This is a genomic window from Photorhabdus heterorhabditis (genome assembly GCF_001280945.1).
Lineage (GTDB): Bacteria > Pseudomonadota > Gammaproteobacteria > Enterobacterales > Enterobacteriaceae > Photorhabdus > Photorhabdus heterorhabditis.
Genome location: NZ_LJCS01000003.1, coordinates 167,027 through 185,909 on the forward strand (window position 1 = coordinate 167,027; position 18,883 = coordinate 185,909).

The following is an 18,883-nucleotide window of genomic DNA, read 5'->3' on the forward strand; positions in this document are numbered from 1 at the left end:
TTTCATTTACTCCATAGTCAAAACAAAATAGTTACTCACCAGATTACCACGTCCTAACGGGACCTGTATCAATATGAACAAAATTACTGTTTGGATAGTATCCCACACCTCCGGCTTTCATTTTCAAAGCAGCTTTACGGATACGACTAAGCTCAATACCTTCAATATGAAAATCCATCGCCCTCCCACGGGTATGGTAACTCTGTTTAGCAACACCTTTGCTTTGCTTGCGCAACTGATTATTGGTCACCAGTGAGCGGTAACCAGAAATAAGCTGTACAGGCTTATTAACACCCAGCATCATTTGCAGTAAATAAATTTGGTCAAATAATTTAGTATCGATAGTCTTAACTTTATTTTGGCGATAATCACGAAACAGATGATTCAGACGAGCCAATTCTTCTTTGTTATAACGATGACCATCGAAAAATTCAGCCTTGATCGTTTCGCCAGTATGTAAGTTGTCAAAACGTAAAATTCGTGGGCGGGGAGTCGTCAAAGTAGCAAAAACCGGCCCCGGCAACACACTCAAGCCTAAAGCAGCCACCCCCACACTAAGCCACTTGCGGCGGTTATAATCGATTATATCCATGAAGAAATATCTACCCAGATTATGGAAAAAAATAAGCCAACTAGCAGCCAAACACCGGTTACTATGACCGATGATAGTGAAAATTAGTTGCATTTAGTTTTGTAAAGGTAATAACTTTGACAAAAACTGGGAACCTTGTCTCACACTGTTGTCGTAATCATAAATATCTGTGCGGTACTGTGCTACTCCCAGCTCATCTACCCAGGCAGTCAAATAATACAAATAAACCGGAATACGCTGCGGGATATTAACATAAGCCGTATTGCCCTGTTTCAGGGTATTACTCACTCTATTTTGGTTCCAACCAGCATCTCCCAGTAACATGCTGGCCAATTCCGAAGCTTTATTAACCCGGACACAACCAGAACTAATCGCCCTAATATCTTTGTCAAATAAACTATGATTTGGCGTATCATGCAAATAGATAGCATCAGAATTTGGCATATTGAACTTATAGCGGCCTAGTGAGTTAGCCGCCCCCGGGGCTTGCCATATGCGATAAGGAAAATTAGCCGGTGTAATCACATTCCAATCAATTGTGTACGGGTCAATGACACTGGCATCAGCACGCCAGCTTGAAAAGATAACATAGCCACGGCGCTGGAAATATCCGGGATCATTAACCCCTCGTGGTGCAATATCTTTTCTTGCCAGACTGGTTGGTACACTCCAGGGCGGATTAATCACCACATTATTCAGTGCATTACTCATAATGGGTGTTTTACGGCTTGGGCGACCAACAATAACTTTCGAGTTCAGCACTTCCTGATCATTAAGATAATACTGTAATGAATAATCAGGAATATTGACCATAATCCCAGTGGATACATGACCCGGGATAATCCGCAGACGCTGGATATTAAGCGCCACCAATCCAGCTCTATCTTGAGGTGAAGTATTCAGCCAATCCCTTGTGCGTTTACCAATCACACCATCTGGTGCCAATCCCTGCCATTGCTGAAAACTTCTTACCGCAGCGACCAATTCAGGGTTGTAGGTATTATCTGATTTGGTTATCAGTTCACTCAACATACCGGTGCGAATAAGTATTTCTTTTAAAGCTGTAACATCAGGGCTACTCTGCCCTGGCCTTAATACGCTTTTGTCAGAAAGTTGTGGCCACATTTTACTATCAGCCAATTGTTTCATCATCTCCTTGCGCATATTTCCATATTGTGGATGCTGTGGTGCTAACGCTGCAACATAAGTTGCTACATTGCGATCTGCAATAGCTTGCTGCCACTGATCTATAACTACTGGTGAAGGTAAAACAATTTTGTATGGCGTAGTACGATAGAGCCAGCTTTGCCCCTGCTGACCGACATTTGAAACAAACTGTAAATAACCTAGCATAGCATCCGATAAGATGATATCCCGTCCCATATGACTCAATTGGGAATCATTGAGTTCAGTCAGCCATTGACCAAATTGCGGTTGAAAGCCCGCCAATGCAAGTTCTGAAAGTTGTTGTTTAAGATGCTGAGCGGCGGCTTTATTCTGCCATAAAGGTTGCATCTGGTTAACGGCGTACAAACTAACCAATCGCTCAAAGAAAACAGGCTTAACTTGTGCTGGTAACCAGCTTCGAAGCATTTCACGACGTTCTATTTCTGAAATTGCAGCAGTTTGAATTGGTGCTTGTTCAGGGGTTATCGTCTCAGATATCTTTTCGGCCTGTATTTTTGACAGATTTTGAATATCATCTTCAACCAGCCTACTCTGATGATTAGCTAAAGCATATCCAGCTACCATCAATGCACTGCAAATAACCGAAATGCGCAGTAGCCTTATCGCTCTTTTTACCATATCAACATACCCATATTCCGAACATCTTCAAAAATCAATTTTGATTATGATAAATTCAGACTCTAATCAAAGAAAAACAATAAGTTAATACATTGTAAACTATTTACCTACAAAGGAAATACAATAAATAATCGCAAGTAAACTAAGCACAAAAGAACGAAAAAGACGCCGAAGCGTCTATTTCACGACATTCAAACCGCGTTACTGTTATTCTGGCCCAATTCCGCAAAGAGACCTGCCTGATAACGGGCAGGTCCTTAATTAACTCCATTCCCGCAATAACTTTCCGGTTACGGTAATGTAACTATCATGAGGCAATACTATATGCAGCGAGAAATGACTGAACAGCGATAGCAATTCGCTGAGATTTCTCCTCCTGAGTGAGTAAACCAATGCCTAAAGTAGCCTTAAGCCTTGGCGTACCAATGATGCTATCGATAAACACCTCTGCGGAGATTTCCGGGTTTACTATATTCAATTTCCCTTCTTGCACCTTTCGAACCAGATATTCGACTAAAAAATCTACGATTTGTTTCACCCCTTTTTCATAATAAATCTTGCCCAATTGTGGAAAACGTTGGGACTCCAAAGTTACCACCCGATAGTTTTCGATCATTGTTTCAGAAAGGATTACTGTGGACATTTCCTCTGCAAAAATTGTTAACGCTTTCCCAATATCCGGTTCGGGATTCATGGCCTTATCCAGACCAACTTCAACATCTTGTATTCTCTGCCTGATAACGGCCACTAACAGCTCTTCTTTAGAAGGGAATCGGCTATAATAAGTCCCTTTCGAAGCATTAGCACGTTTTGCCATCTCATTGACACTGGCACCATCAAAACCCCGTTCTGCAAATACTTGAGCAGCGACTTTCAACAGCTCGTTAACGCGTTCTCCTGAAATTCTAGAGTACGAACGGGTTCTTTTGTGATCTGTTTGGGCTTTAGGCGTATTTGTCATGTAAAAAAACCTGATTTTTATTGGTACCGAACGGTACGGTATACTATTATTAAAACTATAGCATAAAACTATAGCAGTAACACGACTGATGTCTGAGATCAGACGGTCCCAGCCAGCTACAGTCACCACGATTCTTTCAGAATCACATCGTACTACTTACGGAGAAAAAATAAATGAACGTTGGAATAATTGGTTCAGGAATTGGTGGAGCATGCCTGGCTCATGGCCTGCGCAAAAACGGCATAAAAGTGAAGGTCTATGAACGTAGCTCTTCCACATTATCCATACCTTCCGGCTATGGAATTTATATCGACACATTCGGCCAACAAGCAATGCAGGAATGCCTCCCGGATACCAACTGGCAGGCATTTAAAAAAATCTCAAAATCTGTTGGTGGACAGATAAGATTCTATGATGAGCATCTACATCTTCTTCTCTCGGCCCAGAGCGATATCCGTCAGAAGGATGGACAGATCACTTCCGAAAATCGAATGTTAATCAACAGATCTGATCTTATTGAAATACTACACGAGGGACTCTCAGATACAATTCAATGGAACAAAACCTTCGAGCGCTATGAACACATTAAAAACAATAGCATCAAGCTTTTTTTTACAGATGGAAGTCACGAAGATGTTGATGTTCTTATCGGTGCAGATGGTAGCAATTCAAAAGTACGCAAGCAGTACCTACCTGCCATAGAAAGGCTGGATACTGGTGCCACTCTCACCATTGGTCGTTCGCGCCTTACCCCGACTCTTGCAACCTTGTTGCCCTCATATATGCAGGATGGGTCCCCCAACAATATCGTGCCTAAAAGCTCCGATGGGATGTTTATCTCTCAATGGTGTGCTCCGGTCAATTCCCGAGTAAAGACCACTTCGACAGAAAATGATAATTTTATCGTATGGGCCTACGCAGCGGCAACAAACAGCTACCCAGATACTATTACTGATTTTTCTGCTGAATCTCTGTGTGCGCTGATACGCTCCCGTGTTACTTCATGGGATCAAACTCTGTATACCCTGATTAAACAGAGTGATATGGAAAACATATCTATGCTGCCCATACGCAGTATGGTCCATCTCTTACCCTGGCGATCCAGCTCTGTCACATTACTTGGAGATGCCATTCATAATATGCCGCCAGTGATGGGAATGGGGGCAAATACAGCACTTCGAGATTCACTTTTACTCACGCAGGAGCTTACTCGTGTCGCATCCGGGCATGAAGACTTAATTAAGGCGATCTCAGATTATGAACAACAGATGCGCATATATGCTAATGAAGCCGTTGAAATTTCGTTACGCGCCACCCTAAATACAACTAATAGCTCGATAATCAAGCGAATACTATTCCGAACTGCACTGCGGGTTGCACAAGCTTTACCACCAGTGAAACGACGGCTATTCCCGTCAAAAAAATATGTCCAACACCAGGGAAAAATAAAATTAGGTACTACCAATTTCTTTAGTAGTACACAATAAAGAGACTTTCACTTTACCTTAAACAACTTGAATGAACGATTAGTAGAAGGTTTACTACAATATTGTTTCATATCAAGAGTAGAATCTGTTTTTGGTAAATAATTGAGATCCTCTTTTTGAAAAAATAAAGACTCAATAAGAGAGAGGCGATTATCTTCTATCGCATCAACCGGAAAGTCTTTGTCTAAAATAATAATAAATAATCCATGCCTGGATTATTCAGTAGACTCTTGTCCTATTTTACAGGACTTGAATATATGTATTATCCTGGCGACAAATAACATCTTGATACCTAAGAGAGATTTTAACTTTCAACTTAATAAAATATAAAGAAGGATATGATTAGGAAATTAAAGACTGCCAAATTAAAGTGAACTCCAATTATTGGACAGTTTACCCGGTGGTTAACATGGCCTAAGTTCGGTATTACGCCGGACTTAGGCTATTTAACTTTGTTTTTATCCTCTCATGATTGTTCATAAACGACGTAATATTGGTGAGAGTGAGTTTTTCAGAATTTTCAATAAATTCTCGTTGTAGAACGCTAAAATGCCTATCGAGAACATAATGCCTTACCTCTATTAATATCGTTTGAAATCATCCATACTGCACTGACCGGTGCAAGAAAACGCTAAAAGGCGGTTATGGCAGCTATCCGGTCACTACCCCTATTTACGAAGAGCGGTTAAAATGCAACTCAATGCGATAAGAATCAGCCCCATCGCCACAGACACGGTTACTGATTGTTCTAAAAATATAGAATCAAACATAATAACAAAAAATGGGATTAACAGAGATGGCATGGTCGAAGACATTACATTGAGTGATGGCAGAATAGAAAACCAAAGAGTAAATGCCACAACAGAAGCAAATATACTGGTATAAAGTAATATTCCCCACTCTATATAATTTAAAGATAACCCTAGCGGATTCTCAAACCAGAAAGAAAGAGCTACCAAGCCAACTGACCCAAACAACATTTGCCATGTAGTTAATACAAACTTATTATGTTTAGCAAAATATTTTTTTACAAGTATATTCGAAACAGCCCATGAAATGGCAGACAGCAATAATAAAAACAAACCAAAAATATCACTCTCAATTGAAATGCCAGGTACAAAAACAAAATAAACGCCAATTATTCCAAAACATAAAATTAGAATGTCCTTAGCTTTTAGTGGCTCCTGTAAAAACAAATAAGCCAATACAGCACTCCATATCGGCATAGAATAAATCAAGATAGAAGCCTTACCAGCACTTACGTTTTGCATACCTATATTAATAAAGGTAAACATCAAAGTAGTTTGAGTAAGACCAACTAGAATAACAATACACCATTCTTTCCGACTAAAGTGATTACATTTATATTTTATACTTGCAATCAAAAGCATTAATACAGCAGCAATTACAAACCTTAATGCCGCAAATGTAAATGGCGGCATATGATCCAATCCGACTTTGGTTAGTATCCAACCAAAACTCCAAATTAAAATGACTAGCAGAGTATAAATTACGCTTTTGTAACTAACTATCTGCATATGGCCTCACCCATTTTTTGCTATTAATGACAGACATGATAATTTCCTCATATGACATGCCGTACAATAATGCAGCTTTGACAAAAACACTATACCCAATGGATTTCAAGATGGATCGCGACGGCAAGGGAGCGAATCCCCGGGAGCATAGCTAACTCTGTGACCGGGGTGAGTGAGTGCAGCCAACAAAGAGGCAACTTGAAAGATAACGGATATATGAGAATTTAAGCCTGTCAATGTATTCATTCCGACTGATTTTCATCATTAATCTCGACATTAAACAGATGGCATAGATAGCGACTGTTCAATAGCATTCTCAATGCCAGACACCGCTGTAACCACCAGCATCAACATGCCACCAATCATAAGAATTGAAGCCAACAGGAACCCACGAGTCACTATTTGCACCTTAACTATTGTTTCATCCAACCAGTGCCGTGCAAACTTCGCCATTGATTGATCAAAACCCTGCAATCGTGACAATAACCTCAGATAGCTGATCGCTTCATCGTCTGGGAAACGATAACCGGTATCACGTAACGCCTCGCCAAAACCAGCCCCCATTGAAATATGCTCCAGCGTAGCAGCGATACGCACATACAACCAACGTGAACCCGCTTGTTCCAGCAGTAATTCCAGCGCCGATTGCAACATCATCCCTGAGCGGATCAGCAACGACACATTCAATATAAACATACTGCCATGAATAGTTCTGTACAGTGACCATGGCGGAAACCGGTCAAGCACCGTTCGTAATCGCCCCCCCAAAAAAGACAACGATAACGACAATAAAATGATCAATATCACCATAAATATCAGCGAATAAAATCCATAATCGTTAACAAATGTTCCCATCAAATAAAGGATATAAGCAGCACCATCCCAAGTTTCCGGCTTAGAAACAGCAGCCAATTTGGGCACCAGATTGCCTGCCACAATATGCAGCAATACGCAGATCATGCCAATAAGCACCACTGGATAAATAGATGCACCAATAACAGCATTGCGGATCTTATTACCCGCTTCGATCATAGCGATCGCATCCATAAAAGCGCTACATATATCGCCGGAACGCTCACCCGCAGCAATCACTGCGACTTCATTGGGACCAATCCATTGCCGCAAGCTCTCTGCCAAAGTGCTACCCTGACTCACAGATTCATAGCAACTACTTAATACCAATGCACAACCATTGTTAGGTTTATGGCCTTCGTTGCTGGCAATATTATACATCTCACGTAATGCATCAATCAGCATGACACGATTTTCCAGCATCATGACAAGATGCCCGTAAAAACGAATCCGCGCTTTCTGACCAAACTGTATCTTCGTCAATCGATAGTTCAGTCTTTCAACAAAATCGGTCATAACCATATCGTTTCACTCTACTTGATTGATCGCAGGAATAATCGGCCCCATAACACGTTCTGCAGCACGGGGATCAATAATTCCGTCATTTATTTTGCGAATAAGTGCGTCGAGCTTGCTTAATCCTCCCATCTCGGTAATCCAATATCGGGTTGCTTCGTGATGGTGACCAATTCGATAAGCTTGCATTAAGTCAGGGGAAGTCCGTATCACTTCAGCAACTACAGTTCGGCCCAAAGTACCGCACTGTTTACAATAGTCACAACCTTCTCCCTGTAGGTAAATTGATTCCGGCTGGCAGTAAAGATTGAGCCTTTTCAATAGGCGATCGGAAACTTCCTGTTCATGCCCTTTCAGGGGAACTTTGCAGTGAGGGCATAACACCTGGATCAACGATTGACTGACCAAACCGATCACCAACCGCGAATCCATCAATAACGACTCCATCACAGCCTCATCCTGTAAGCGGGGCAAAATCGCTAAAGCATCGTTTGCATGTATCGTGGTCCAGATCAAATGGCCCGTCATGGCTGCACGAAATGTCATCTTTGCCGTCACTGCGTCACGTATCTCACCGACCATAATCACATCGGGATCGAGTCGCATTGCATCAGCAATTGCCATAGCCCATTCTTGTTCGATAACGACGCTATCACCTCGATCTCCGGTTATAGGAGATTGATTAGCGCCAGTAATCTCATATTCAGGTGGATCTTCGAGTGTGAGTAGATGAATGCCAGCTTGTTCAGCTATCATCTTCTGCATCACGACTTTCAAGGTGGTGCTCTTCCCGCTACCGGTCGCACCAGACAAGAGGACCACACCGGCCCGATGGTCCATAAGTTCTTCCAGGATCTGACACTGTTCCGGCAAATAGCCAAGATCGCTTAGAGTGCACATTGTCCCGGGGCTGTCCGCATACAACAATCGCAATACCATCAACATGCCGCGATCGAGCGGACGAGTATTAATACGCGCCCCGGAAAGTCCACATTCACTCAGAAACTCATCCTTCATTCGCGCACGCTGTGCCTGCATCGGCTTAAACGTCGGCTCGGCCACATCACACATACTTTGATAGATAGTCGCGCATAATCGTAATCCTTCTTCCGGGCGCAATTGTCCGATTGGTCGCAAATAACCATCAACCCGGCAACGGATTTCACAATAATTGTGGCGAGCAACAACATGTAAATCTGACGCACGCTCCTCAGTCACTTCACTGATTAAGCGAATGATATAACGCTGAACATCCGATTCAGTACCTCCCAGCCCATGACTATGCCCCTTACTAAGACGGTACAATTCTAATATATCTCCCATACCACAAGTGACAATTTGGTAGATGAGACCATGTCTTTTAACCGTTTCTTCATAGGCCAGCACATGTGGATCAAGCCGGTGGGATGCAGACACGGCAAGTACGCATTGCCCTTTTTGCTGGGGTAACTCAACAAGGCAGATCAAGCTACGGTTAGCCAACTCTATTTCAAGTGCACCGCTCAAGGCAGATAAAACTTTTGCACCTTGCCTGACCATACACAACAGATCGGAACTTGTTATTACCATTAGAAATCTCCATCCATTAGTGATCAATGGCTTAACGGCAATGGTGGTGCAACCATTAAATCAAGGCTATCCAACAACGATGCATCATTCGTAGCCGTAAGACCGACATCATAGAATCGCCCTTGTTTGGTGAAAGTCACTACCCCTGTATCGATGCGGATCACTTTATAACCATTTGGCAGCTGATCACCCGTTTTCACGTCCATAATGCCACCAGAACGAAACCGGAGTGTCGCGGTCAATGCCCCATTTCGCCCGAAAATTGACTTGACCAAAGGCAAATCATTATTGACAGCACCTCTTTTACTCACCTCTCTGGAAATTTTATCGAATTCAGCCTGAGCATTTGCCCTTGCGGTTTCAGCTTTAAGTAACATCAAATCCGTCTGTAACTTTTCCAGCTGCGCAGCAACGCTGCCAGTCGTTACCGCTGGCAATGCAGGCTTCTGGGCAACATGCTTCGCCTGAGCTGCCGGTAGCTCAGTGGGTGATGTTTGTGCATATGCCAAGGAAAATACCGACACTACAAATAGAAACAGGCTAATTATAAGCTGGCTAATTTTTTGCATAGAAAACTCCACTCAGCTTCCACTCAGGAAAACCATCAGATAACACAATTCTGGCACTGGTCACTCTTAATCCGGGAAGTGGCTTACCTGAAAACAATGCATCCGGCGATAACTGAGAAGTCAGTGTCCAGTCATAAGTCTGCCAATCAGGATTAGACCACACACGCGTTTCCCCCCCCGGCAAAAGTGGAGGCGGAGGGGGCAAAACGGAAGCACCCTCCGTCAAAACTGGAGATGGTAAACCCAATGCTTGAAAATAAGACATCAGCTCAATCAACGCCTGATCTGACGGCTGCAACACATCGTCATTGTTTTCCTGATCATGACCTTGCGGCTGCTCAAACGGTATCAAGACCTGTGCCTGCTCCCCACCATTAGAAATCACCGGGCCAGCTCGGAAAATATTGATAGCCGCAACCTGAAAAATGTTGATCGGCATCCCGTCATGACGCTGATAACTCACGGAAACCGTATTAGTGTCCAGCATAATGGATTCAACCTGCCAACCCGCGAGCGATAAGGGAACCTTGGCTAAAGCTTTATTCCATGCAGAAAACTGCCATGCCATTTTTGGCTGTGCAAGCCACGGATGCGGCGGTGGAACTTCCACCACCTCATTAGATAAATCCGGTACTCTTATTGCTGTATTCTGCTGATAGATGTGCCACATCCACCAACCACCAGCCAACAAGAAGACAGTGCCGACGGTCATGCCAAAGACCTTAATTTGATACTTCGACATTTCGCCGGTTAAACTCTCGATCTGACCAATTGATTTTCTCAATGCGGACTTCGGTAACAATTGCACCAATGACATCTCCGGCCACGGCGATTCAAATTCCGGCGGCGCATAGATCGCATTCCAAACCCCATTGGCGCCCTCTACCAACTGCACCGTATCACACAATTTCGCTTCAATTTCTTCACGAGTCCCGATCAAATCACGTCCGGACATTATCGCGCCCTGGTGTACCGCTACCAATGCATACTGTCCATCAGGTAAACAAAACGCGCCTATCCAGTTAGGCTTATCCACGGCTTTAGCAAGGATAACAGCTAATGAATAACAACCCGGTGCGCCTGCCTCCTTTGGTATATACCCAACCTGTATACATCGTCCAACACGATGCCGGACAACCAAGGTAAACCCCGCCGCAATCCCACTTCTACGTATATTAGAACGCGCCAACGCAGTAACAGGCGGTTGCCAAATGATGCCTGCTACCAAAGTTTTACCATATAACTTGATTTGCATAGCGCGCTCCACGCCTGTTTCAGTCTGGGTCATTTTTCAATCTACCACTATAGGGGTAATCATGACTACGATCACATTATGGTTTCTTTTACCCTCACGACTTCCCCCCAGAAATTGATTATCCGGGCTACCCAAGCCACTGCGATCGCTGGTATCTGACTGTTGCTCAAATCCTGACAGCACCAGAGTTTCACCTGAATGTAGCCTCACTTTCTGACTGAATGCACGTAAGTCTATGGTCGGTAACTGCACCTGACCGGTTTCTTCCTTGCCAAATTTCTCCAGCCTTTTTAAATCGCTCAAGCTAATGTTGTACTGTAACAATATTTGCTTATCGGCCATTGCATAAGGCAGCATCAACATATTAAAACCCGTCGTTACTGTCGCAGGCTCAATCCCTACCGAAGTGCCAATTTGTGGCGTTGAGGTGTTAGAAATGGATGAAACATAACCGGTCTGCGTTGCGACCTGCATCGGTACCGCCTGCAAATTTAGTGTAGTCACCGAAGGTTGAGTCACTATAGAGACTTTACCTTGAGCCGATAACGCCTTGATCAGTAAGGTACTGTCACTAAATGGCCCCTTGAGAATATGAATATTCGTACTAATATCGCGCCCATTAATGGCACTACTGCCCTCCCCCCCCACTCCTATGTGAGCGCTTTTATAAGCCAGTGACCAATCAACACCATACTGATCAGCCCGATCAAACGTCAGGTTAAGGATCTTAACATTAAGCACCACTTGCGTTGTCAGTAACTTGTTCTGCTGATCGATATAATCCTTAATTCTATCAAGCACTTCAGGTGAGTCCGTTACCACCAATGACGCTGTCGCCATCGACAAAGTTAACTTCCCTTCACCAGACGTTAACATATTGGATACTGTTTTTTGGATCTCATCCATCACCGAACGAGTCAAAGAAGTCGCAAGAGTTTGGGAACTACCGCTGTTACCACTATCCTCTCCACCTAAGCCACCACCGAATGTTGCACTGGTGGTCGCCGTCACGCTGGAAGATAACGCATCGGTACCCGGCAGTGCATATATTTGAAACACCCGCGTCTCTGTTTTGAAAATATGCACTGCACCGTTGTGTACTTTCCAATGCAATCCTGATGATAAAATAACCGAATCAAGCAAACCTGCCAAAGAACCATGCCAATTTACGTTGATTTTCATCTCTTCTGATCCACTGCCTTCAGATCCTGACTGAGTGTTCGAATTGACAATAACAACCTCCCTGCCGCTCTCTTTCTCATCCGATGCCGAACTGGAATACATTGCAAGCCGCGCATCGGCACTGATAAGCACCGGCACACCGCAGATACGTTTGATCTTTTCTGCAAACTGGTTCAGCGTCATCGGCTCGGCTTCCTCCAGAGTCAACATACAGGAAACGGTCTCACTCTCTTTCCTTGATGGAATCTCCTTGGTTGACACCCAATAACCATGCTCGTGAACATGAACAGCTACCGCAGCGGGAGTATTACGTAATTCCTTGATAATATCTGTAGCCTTTGCCATCTCGGTATCTGCCCGATGATCGACATTAGAAATTGCTGTACAACTTGGCAAACCAGCGACTATGCAGGGTAACAATATCAATCTGAAAAACTGCAAAAATTGGATACGCATGTTATTACCCCTGTGCCTGTACATGGACAAGTCGCTGTTCCTGATAAATATCGACGGTGAAAGGACGATTCGCCATTGCATAAGCTTCGAACAGCTCACTGACCGCATGGATAAACGAGCCATTAAAACGCAAGCCAGCCCTGATCGGAAAATCATAGGAAGCATCCCATACCACCTGATAGCCGGACTTACTCGCCCACTCTTGCGTCACACCACGCAGAGTTTGCCCCGGCGTTGCTATCCATACCGCCGCGAAAGGAACCGATGTTGGCGTAGGTGCTGCGTAAACAGCGATATTTGACATACAGACAAATGCCGTCAAAACATATGCGATTATTTTTTTCATCGATCTTTCCAAATAAAAAGAAGTAGCCAAACAACCCATTAATCAAGTTCAGTGACCCGAAGAAAACCCACTTGCAGAACAACAACTACAGTATTTCCACCAACGCTCCGTCAGACACAAACTTCCGAACATCATCCGGTAATTGTCTGGCAAGCGGACTTCCTATTCCTCTTCCTCTACCATCGATAAGCCTGGAGCCGCTCTTGAAACCAATCTGATCGGGTTCGGCTCCCCATTTAAGCAATTCTCCAAAAGCGCTATGTAACAACACATTGTCGCCGGGGTTGATATTTTTGCGGAAAACATAGATATGCTTCCCCGAAATCATCCCCCCCCAAAGACACTGGCTGGAAAAGCGATTACACCAAGCATCGGTATTCACCCACGTCATATGCAGAGTGGTTAATGCTTGCTGCATCTTGCGGTGACTAATCACACCAACAGAATGATTATTAAGCAATTGCACCCCCGCTGAAGCATAGCTACGAAACAACGCAGCTATATCAGTCCTGGCACGCACTGACTGCTCACGCACTTCATACAACAGCTCACTGAACATCAGTTGCATGAAAAATCCGACGGCGATCCCAACAATAGCTAATGGCCACATTGATGTTCTCCTATTTAGGTTAAAAACAGCAGTGATCCTATAGATTGGTTAATTCCAAATAACCAGATACCGGGTGCTGTTAATCATCAGTGATGACTGCCCAAAATATGAATGTTGTTTTTAGAAGAGTGGAATACGCTGGTAATGTTATATTTGTGATGTGGTCTCGCAATGAATGCCACTACACAAGCCCTCGTATTCTGTCGATTTACATTGGTACTCACTTCTGGATAGTCCACTAATCCAGATCGCTGAAAAACAAGCGGTAAGTCAGATTCTTGGTTGTTACCATTTTTATCCGCCTCATACACAGCCAACACACAACACATATAACAGCCATCAGAAATCGGAGATGTAGAAGCGGTGACTAACACAGGGAAATCAGAGTTGTTAAAAAAGGGCTGACTATTTGCCTTACCACCATTCCCGATTACCGGTTGATCCGCAAATAACCGCCCGCTTCCGGTTGCGTCTTTCCATTGCAACGCCGGCGGACTAATGCCGGTTTTCTGACACACCAGCAGTTCCCCTTGTTTGTTCATGGATACGTTACCTAACGCTGGGCAAGTACCACCAATAAAATTTCCAGTTTTGGTGTTTATCACTAAGTTGTTGCCAACAACGACATTTTTATCTGCCTGAACCTCGCCAGCAGCCAAAATACCTTTATTACCAGAATTAACATTACCATCAAGGATAAATAACGAGCCATGTGCTGGATTGATAACTATTGCACCGTCATTATTTTGCTCAATATAAGATGGTTTCTCTTGAGAATGGGAAGAAAAGGCTATCTTATTCGCACCGTTAACTATTCCAGCGCCTTGCATCGACAACGTATCCACCTGATCGAGACTATTGCCACCCATACTGATGCTGGTTTCCATCTTATTCCACTCTGGATGCCCCCCGGTTTTTTGTCGGTGAAGCAAATCACCCGCCAATGTCCCGGGGCCATAGATTGACGCATCCCGCATAAACGGAGCATAAAAAATGCGGCCAATTTCAGCGGGCTGCTCATTGAAAAAACCCGCAAAAGATTCAGGCGCATTAACCTGACCATAACTATTCCAATAAGTGACCGGATTATGGTTGTCACGATTTCTGTAATCCAAATACAGGCCACCAACCCCAATCAATTGCGCGATCTTCATCGAATGATCAGCCACATTTGGCTGTTTTCCATCAGCCATTGCCGGCACGGTATAAATCAACGGATCAATGCGTTTTTTGCCATTGGGTAACATGACAATACGCAAAACGCCATCATATTTCTGACCAAGCGGATTGACCGTATTCTGGTCAAGTCCCGGCGGTAAATAGGGGATCATCTCTGCCCAATTGATTGATACAGGCGTTGCCCCATGACTTAAAACAACATAATTGTCATTAACATAATCCACCACCGCATCACCAAGATGTTGGATCTGCCCGGCGACTACCTGATTCACCAACATGTCACTCTGTCTACTTAGATAAACCACACCAACCACCATCATTGATGCCAGTACCATCAGTGCAACAATCACTTCCAGTAAAGTGAAACCTGCATCATGGCGGCGTATCGTCAATATAGATACAGACTCATCATCATGCATAAATAGCCCTTCTTACATAATAAGTACGAAAACCTCTTCCATCCGATAACCTATTTCCCCAAAAGAGATCCTGCTTAAGGGGACTACACCACTGCTCATACCACTCCCTAGCTACCTTTGGCAAAATGCGACAATCAATCCAGCCATTGCCAAACCTGGACCGAAAGGTATCTGTGGCTCCGTTCTTATTCTGCGTAGCCGCCAAATCGTCAGATAACTTATTAGTGTGAGACTTGCTGCAAGCAAAACCACCAATGGGAGCGCTTCCACCCCCAACCAAGCACCAAGCGCCGCCAGAAATTTAGCATCTCCCCTTCCCAACGCATCACGCTGGATCAATTGCCGGGCAATCCACCCCACCAACCTAAAAAACAGATATCCACAAACCACGCCACTGATTGCCAGAGGTAATGCCACAAATCCGGCAGAATACAGATTGAACAACAGCCCTAACCACAACAAAGAAAGGGTCAGTTGATCAGGTAGCAACATAGACTCGAAATCAATGACAGCCAACGCTACCAACATCGAACTCAGCATCAATAACCCCAACAACGAATAATTCCATCCAGTGAACAAAGCCAGCAAAGAAAAGAGCACTGCCACGGTACCTTCAACCAATGGATAACGTATTGAAATCATACCGTTACAGTATCGACAGCGCCCTTTCTGGCACAAATAGCTCAACAAGGGAATATTATCGCGGACTGCCAACACGTGGCTGCAACGTGGACAATGAGAACTGGGAAAACAGAGATTAAAACCAGCGGTCTCATTATTGCTTTCAGAGATAATCATGATCGGCAGGCGGCAGATCACCACATTCAGAAAACTTCCGACACACAATCCCAGTAACCCTGCTACCAAAACTAAATATCCTGTCTCAGATTGCAACCACCCTATCACCATGATGATCTCCCGGTGCATTCGCTTAAAGAATCAATGTCCTAACTGGCAGAAATAAGTGTCACCGTATTGGCATCACTGGCATTACATGCGGCATCAATTTGAGCCAAAGTCGAATCTGGTTTAATTTCTGTAGCAGACTGCTGCCCCTTCCCGCTACCAACGGTCATTTTCGACCAACCCGCCACCCGCAATTTCAGCGAAAGCTGCTGACAAGCCTCATCAGGCACATTTTGATACTCAATCTTGAACGTCTGAGCGGTAGTATCTCCCGGAGAAATCGTTACTTTGCCATTCCAACTATTAAAAATAATTCCGGCCTTACCATCCTGAGTCATATTAGCCGGAACAACTTTGTAATTAATGGCAACTTTGTTATCCAAACTGTCATAGCCTTTAGCGCCGTTTTTAATTGATTTCACATTTGCTGCCATCTGAGTAATATTTGAAGATTCAGTTGAAATTTCCGAAGCCCGGAACAACTTACCGATCCCGGCTGCTGCTGCGGCTAATATCACAATACCAACAATCATCACAACCAATGCTTCAATCAGCGTAAAACCTGATTGACGCTTGGCGCCACGCAGTACATTGACTTTCTTATTCATGCTAATCACTCCAAAATCAAAATAAGAGACGTATTACCACTCACATACTCACCAAATGAAATAAAATATTAACGTAATAATAACACATACGAAAACATTTAAAACACTTTAGTGTTTCATGTTGAAATTAATACTATAGGTTACAATTTGAAAAATAAAATTGTTTAAAACGTTCAAAAATCGCACAAACGATCGTTAAAAACTATCAAATATTTTAATTTCAATCGTGAATATCGATTAAAACTGATGATATAGCCCATTAAAAAATCAATGGATTTTATTCTGCCAATTAGCTGCAAACAACCATTGGAAAATTTCTCTTATATATAAAATTAACTTGTTGTTAAGACTTACTGTTGTACCGAACCTGTCATAGATCACATTTTCGTAACAATGGGACATGCAGCAGTGCTCCTTGCTAAAGAAAAACGCCTTTCATTAACCAAGGTTTTTTAAATGCCGACAGGAAATTTTTGCTCACTATCTATCAAGAAAGTCTATCGAGAAAGGGAATAGAGAATTAAATACTCAATTAAAGCCAAATAACACCTACTCATCTTTTAAATAACAGAACGAAATACACATAATGATCATAAGTTGATCAAATAAAAAAATAAAATTAAGTCATTAATCCAGATAAATAGAAAATAACTCTATTAATTACCCAATTTGAATTACAAAAACAATATAAATATATAGATACGTAACATCATTAATAAATTCATCTTGCTCTCCCTATTAATTAATGATAATCATAAAATAAAAATTATATGCATACCTTATACCTATACCGGCATTTATATTGAAGAAGACGCCTCACTTGCACTCTCAGTTAGCTCAGGATCAACAGCAGTGCCTGCTTTTGCCGTTGCAAATGACAATGCATTTTTACCCACAGATACCCCTGCCCGTATTAATAGCTGGCTGGATTATTTGACACTAAAAGGTGGACAATTTGATCCCACCGATAGGCTTGATATCGCACTGCGCGCCTATTTTATTAATGGCGGTGGATATGGCTATGATAGGAATATTTTTGATATTACACCACGAACATCACCCATTACAACGCCATTATCCCAAAAGGAAATACAAGCCCGTATTGCTGCCGGCAATAAAAAAAGAAAATAATTCTATTGTTGGCGAGTGGCATAAGATAATACAGATAATGTAAAGACTCACTGACAGAGTGACAGAGTGACAGAGTATTTTTACGTTCTCATTTTTTCAAAAAAATCTCATAAGGCGTTTTACCTTTCAAACCACCGCAGGGTCTGTGATAGTTATAAAACGCCTCCCATATTGTATTCCCTATAGAGGAACTGTACCTAACCGGGGTCTGCCGTACTAGATGTCATTTTCCTCCGAGCCATAGTGAAAATACCACCGACACATTCATTGCATTAAATAATTTATATAAAAACCTATTCCAGAATATCGCTCCTTAGTTTGTATGACCTGATGCAAAATAAAGAGGACTTAGGCTATCTTATGTCACTCAACATTACATATGGAAAATCTTTAATACATAAAGGTCTAACAGAATTTTCTGAAAGTGAAGCAGAGGTTTTTCTGATTCCTAAATAACATTTAAAAATAATAGATCACCTGAAGATAACTCAGTTAAATTTTTGCGATCTGAACATCCAAGATTAACGGAAATATAAGCAATCGATGTTTTTACAAAGGAATTATCATTCTTAGAATACAAGTTAAAAACTGATTTAAATAAATAGCTTTCATAAAGCAGTTGTTGTAAATATAATATTTTCTCGTTTTTTCTTTTCTAGTATTTTATTCTTTAGGCTCTTCTATTAATGCATTCGGTAAAGATTTGTCTGAGGAAATCTGAGACAATGTTTTTTGTAACTTGGTAGAAATACTATACCTTAACAATGAGTAATAATGACTACCTGATAAGACAGAGAAACAGATTGTGGCAAAGAAAGAAAAACGGCCTCACCATGACGCGTTATTCAAGCATTTTTTAACGCAGCCCGAAACGGCCAGGGAGTTTTTATCCCTTTATCTG

17 protein-coding genes are annotated in these 18,883 nt (G+C 42.7%); 3 read left to right on the forward strand and 14 right to left on the reverse strand.

All coding sequences use genetic code 11. The features are described from left to right. Positions 1-43: 43 nt before the first annotated feature. From mepK to AM629_RS02460, 3 genes are all read right to left on the reverse strand, one after another. Positions 44-592, reverse strand: a complete 549-nt coding sequence (gene mepK, locus AM629_RS02450) for a peptidoglycan L,D-endopeptidase MepK (RefSeq protein ID WP_054475817.1) — start codon at positions 590-592, stop codon at positions 44-46. Positions 593-685: 93 nt separating this feature from the next. After that, complete coding sequence (gene ldtD, locus AM629_RS02455; protein ID WP_054475819.1) at positions 686-2,398, reverse strand: L,D-transpeptidase; 1,713 nt, start codon at positions 2,396-2,398, stop codon at positions 686-688. 307 nt (positions 2,399-2,705) lie between these two features. Next, entirely contained in the window at positions 2,706-3,359 is a 654-nt protein-coding gene (locus AM629_RS02460) for a TetR/AcrR family transcriptional regulator (RefSeq protein ID WP_054475821.1), read from the reverse strand. A 173-nt stretch (positions 3,360-3,532) separates the two neighbouring features. Here AM629_RS02460 and AM629_RS02465 point away from each other — a divergent pair, with 173 nt between their 5' ends. Then, on the forward strand, positions 3,533-4,846 hold the full coding sequence (locus tag AM629_RS02465; protein ID WP_054475823.1) for an FAD-dependent oxidoreductase: 1,314 nt from the start codon (positions 3,533-3,535) through the stop codon (positions 4,844-4,846). Positions 4,847-5,514: 668 nt separating this feature from the next. On the opposite strand, the gene AM629_RS02470 is transcribed toward AM629_RS02465, so the two are convergent. The 11 genes from AM629_RS02470 to AM629_RS02520 form a co-directional block, all read right to left on the reverse strand. After that, positions 5,515-6,384 (reverse strand): DMT family transporter, encoded by an 870-nt coding sequence (locus AM629_RS02470; RefSeq protein WP_054475824.1) that lies wholly within the window; start codon positions 6,382-6,384, stop codon positions 5,515-5,517. Between the two features lie 276 nt (positions 6,385-6,660). After that, complete coding sequence (locus AM629_RS02475) at positions 6,661-7,752, reverse strand: type II secretion system F family protein (protein WP_235525378.1); 1,092 nt, start codon at positions 7,750-7,752, stop codon at positions 6,661-6,663. 12 nt (positions 7,753-7,764) lie between these two features. Further along, complete coding sequence (locus tag AM629_RS02480; RefSeq protein WP_054475828.1) at positions 7,765-9,321, reverse strand: GspE/PulE family protein; 1,557 nt, start codon at positions 9,319-9,321, stop codon at positions 7,765-7,767. 23 nt (positions 9,322-9,344) lie between these two features. After that, complete coding sequence (pilP, locus tag AM629_RS02485) at positions 9,345-9,890, reverse strand: type IV pilus biogenesis protein PilP (protein WP_054475830.1); 546 nt, start codon at positions 9,888-9,890, stop codon at positions 9,345-9,347. Continuing rightward, positions 9,877-11,178, reverse strand: coding sequence for a type 4b pilus protein PilO2 (gene pilO2 / locus AM629_RS02490; protein ID WP_054475832.1), 1,302 nt, complete (start codon positions 11,176-11,178; stop codon positions 9,877-9,879). The genes pilP and pilO2 overlap by 14 nt, the downstream gene beginning before the upstream one ends. A 3-nt stretch (positions 11,179-11,181) precedes the next feature. After that, on the reverse strand, positions 11,182-12,783 hold the full coding sequence (pilN, locus tag AM629_RS02495) for a PilN family type IVB pilus formation outer membrane protein (protein ID WP_054475835.1): 1,602 nt from the start codon (positions 12,781-12,783) through the stop codon (positions 11,182-11,184). 4 nt (positions 12,784-12,787) lie between these two features. Further along, complete coding sequence (locus AM629_RS02500; protein WP_054475837.1) at positions 12,788-13,129, reverse strand: toxin co-regulated pilus biosynthesis Q family protein; 342 nt, start codon at positions 13,127-13,129, stop codon at positions 12,788-12,790. A gap of 85 nt (positions 13,130-13,214) precedes the next feature. Next, positions 13,215-13,739 (reverse strand): hypothetical protein, encoded by a 525-nt coding sequence (locus AM629_RS02505; protein ID WP_054475839.1) that lies wholly within the window; start codon positions 13,737-13,739, stop codon positions 13,215-13,217. An 86-nt stretch (positions 13,740-13,825) separates the two neighbouring features. Further along, positions 13,826-15,337, reverse strand: a complete 1,512-nt coding sequence (pilV, locus tag AM629_RS02510; RefSeq protein ID WP_054475841.1) for a shufflon system plasmid conjugative transfer pilus tip adhesin PilV — start codon at positions 15,335-15,337, stop codon at positions 13,826-13,828. Between the two features lie 111 nt (positions 15,338-15,448). After that, on the reverse strand, positions 15,449-16,246 hold the full coding sequence (locus AM629_RS02515) for a prepilin peptidase (protein ID WP_054475842.1): 798 nt from the start codon (positions 16,244-16,246) through the stop codon (positions 15,449-15,451). 38 nt (positions 16,247-16,284) lie between these two features. Next, a complete protein-coding gene (locus AM629_RS02520; protein WP_054475844.1) occupies positions 16,285-16,851 on the reverse strand; it encodes a type 4 pilus major pilin in 567 nt (188 codons plus the stop codon). Between the two features lie 852 nt (positions 16,852-17,703). Between AM629_RS02520 and AM629_RS25095 the strand changes: the two genes are divergently transcribed. Further along, positions 17,704-17,982 (forward strand): hypothetical protein, encoded by a 279-nt coding sequence (locus AM629_RS25095; RefSeq protein WP_054475845.1) that lies wholly within the window; start codon positions 17,704-17,706, stop codon positions 17,980-17,982. Between the two features lie 805 nt (positions 17,983-18,787). Then, positions 18,788-18,883: Rpn family recombination-promoting nuclease/putative transposase (locus tag AM629_RS21755; RefSeq protein ID WP_200905748.1), on the forward strand; the 96-nt coding region annotated here is incomplete at its 3' end.

Coding starts and splice junctions, on each gene's coding strand:
- mepK (WP_054475817.1), bottom strand. CDS start 592: ATGGATATAATCGATTATAACCGCCGCAAGTGGCTTAGTGTGGGGGTG.
- ldtD (WP_054475819.1), bottom strand. CDS start 2,398: ATGGTAAAAAGAGCGATAAGGCTACTGCGCATTTCGGTTATTTGCAGT.
- AM629_RS02460 (WP_054475821.1), bottom strand. CDS start 3,359: ATGACAAATACGCCTAAAGCCCAAACAGATCACAAAAGAACCCGTTCG.
- AM629_RS02465 (WP_054475823.1), top strand. CDS start 3,533: ATGAACGTTGGAATAATTGGTTCAGGAATTGGTGGAGCATGCCTGGCT.
- AM629_RS02470 (WP_054475824.1), bottom strand. CDS start 6,384: ATGCAGATAGTTAGTTACAAAAGCGTAATTTATACTCTGCTAGTCATT.
- AM629_RS02475 (WP_235525378.1), bottom strand. CDS start 7,752: ATGACCGATTTTGTTGAAAGACTGAACTATCGATTGACGAAGATACAG.
- AM629_RS02480 (WP_054475828.1), bottom strand. CDS start 9,321: ATGGTAATAACAAGTTCCGATCTGTTGTGTATGGTCAGGCAAGGTGCA.
- pilP (WP_054475830.1), bottom strand. CDS start 9,890: ATGCAAAAAATTAGCCAGCTTATAATTAGCCTGTTTCTATTTGTAGTG.
- pilO2 (WP_054475832.1), bottom strand. CDS start 11,178: ATGACCCAGACTGAAACAGGCGTGGAGCGCGCTATGCAAATCAAGTTA.
- pilN (WP_054475835.1), bottom strand. CDS start 12,783: ATGCGTATCCAATTTTTGCAGTTTTTCAGATTGATATTGTTACCCTGC.
- AM629_RS02500 (WP_054475837.1), bottom strand. CDS start 13,129: ATGAAAAAAATAATCGCATATGTTTTGACGGCATTTGTCTGTATGTCA.
- AM629_RS02505 (WP_054475839.1), bottom strand. CDS start 13,739: ATGTGGCCATTAGCTATTGTTGGGATCGCCGTCGGATTTTTCATGCAA.
- pilV (WP_054475841.1), bottom strand. CDS start 15,337: ATGCATGATGATGAGTCTGTATCTATATTGACGATACGCCGCCATGAT.
- AM629_RS02515 (WP_054475842.1), bottom strand. CDS start 16,246: ATGGTGATAGGGTGGTTGCAATCTGAGACAGGATATTTAGTTTTGGTA.
- AM629_RS02520 (WP_054475844.1), bottom strand. CDS start 16,851: ATGAATAAGAAAGTCAATGTACTGCGTGGCGCCAAGCGTCAATCAGGT.